Genomic DNA, 1,729 nt, shown 5'->3' with positions numbered 1-1,729 from the left:
GCGTCGGCCGGGTGGGTCCCCCACCCGCCACCCCCCGGAGGCCGGGAGGGGGACCTCGGCGGTGGTCGTCGCGTTCAGGACGCGCCCTTGGCGGCGCGGAAGCCGGCCTCCAGATCCGCCTTCAGATCCGCGAGATTCTCGATGCCGACGGACAGCCGCACCAGGCCGGGCGTGGTGCCGGTGGCCACGAGCTGGTCGGCGTCGAGCTGGCTGTGCGTGGTGGACGCCGGGTGGATGATCAGGCTGCGGACATCCCCGATGTTGGCGAGATGGCTGAACAGCTCGACCGCGTCCACGAACCGCTTGCCCGCCTCGATGCCGTCCCGCAGCTCGAAGGAGACGATCGCGCCCGCGCCGCGCGGCAGATACTTCTGCCCGGCCTCGTACCAGGTGCTGGACGGCAGGCCCGGATAGTGGACGGCGGCGACCTCGTCGCGCTGCTCCAGCCACTCGGCGAGCGCCTGGGCGTTGGCCGAGTGCCGCTCCAGGCGCAGGCTCAGCGTCTCCACCCCCTGGAGCAGCAGAAACGCGGAGTGCGGGGACAGGGCGGGGCCGAGGTCGCGCAGCAGCTGCACGCGCAGCTTGATCGCGAACGCGCCCGGACCGAGGGCCGGCCAGTACTGGAGGCCGTGGTAGCTGGGGTCGGGCTCGGTGAAGTCCGGGAACCGGTCGGCGTGGGCGCCGAAGTCGAAGGTGCCGCCGTCCACGACCACCCCGGCGATCGTGGTGCCGTGGCCGCCGAGGAACTTGGTCGCCGAGTGCACCACGACGTCCGCGCCGTGCTCGATCGGGCGCAGCAGGTACGGCGTCGGCACGGTGTTGTCCACGATCAGCGGGACGCCCGCCGCGTGGGCGACGTCCGCCACCGCCCGTACGTCGAGGACGTTGCCGCGCGGGTTGCCCAGCGTCTCCGCGAACAGCGCCTTGGTGTTCGGGCGGATCGCCGCCGACCAGGCCTCGGTGTCGTCGGGGTCGTCCACGAACGACACCTCGATGCCGAACCGGGGGAGCGTGTGCCGCAGCAGGTTGTACGTGCCGCCGTACAGGGACGTACTCGACACGATGTGGTCGCCCGCGCCCGCCACCGTCAGGATCGCCAGGGTCTCCGCCGCCTGCCCCGAGGCCAGCGCGACCGCCGCCACGCCGCCCTCCAGCGCGGCGATCCGCTGCTCGAAGACGTCCTGGGTGGGGTTGTGGATACGGGTGTAGATGTTGCCGGGCTCGGCGAGCGAGAACAGGTCGGCCGCGTGCTGGGTGTCCCGGAACACGAAGGAGGTGGTCTGGTAGATCGGGGTGGCGCGGGCACCGGTCGTCGGGTCGGGCGCGGCCCCCGCGTGGACCTGCCGGGTCTCGAAGGACCAGGCCGAGGTGTCGGGCCCGGCGGGCACGTCCTCGGGGGTGTGACCGGCGGTGACGGAGTCGATGGGCTGGCTCGTCGTCATGGTGGTGCTCCTCGTGCGGCGGGAGAGCGGCGATCGGAGATACGGAATCCCAAACCTGGGACTCGGGGGATCCGCGACGAGACAAGCACGGGGAGGAAGACACGGACAGGGGCCGCGCGCGGCCCGCAACGAACATGTCACACGGCGTTACAAACGACACGACCGGGCAATGTTCGCGCAGCGCAGCGCGGGGGCCTGGTAACGCGGGCTACCCCAACGTCCTCAGGGGCGCGGGGAACTGCGCGACCAGCCCCCACCGGCCCGCGGCCGAAACGCAACCGGCGACC

General features: G+C 72.3%; 1 protein-coding gene. It reads right to left on the bottom strand.

Annotated elements, in window-relative coordinates:
• Window positions 1–74 precede the first annotated feature (74 nt).
• Entirely contained in the window at window positions 75–1,442 is a 1,368-nt protein-coding gene (locus ACFXAZ_RS39500) for a bifunctional o-acetylhomoserine/o-acetylserine sulfhydrylase (RefSeq protein ID WP_384601910.1), read from the bottom strand.
• Between the last annotated feature and the right edge of the window lie 287 nt (window positions 1,443–1,729).

This window comes from Streptomyces sp. NPDC059477 (assembly GCF_042749375.1).
Lineage (GTDB): Bacteria > Actinomycetota > Actinomycetes > Streptomycetales > Streptomycetaceae > Streptomyces.
This window is presented reverse-complemented; position numbering and strand designations above follow the sequence as displayed.

What these genes read in the sequence shown, in the direction of transcription:
- ACFXAZ_RS39500 (WP_384601910.1), bottom strand. Translation starts at nt 1,442, where the DNA reads ATGACGACGAGCCAGCCCATCGACTCCGTCACCGCCGGTCACACCCCC.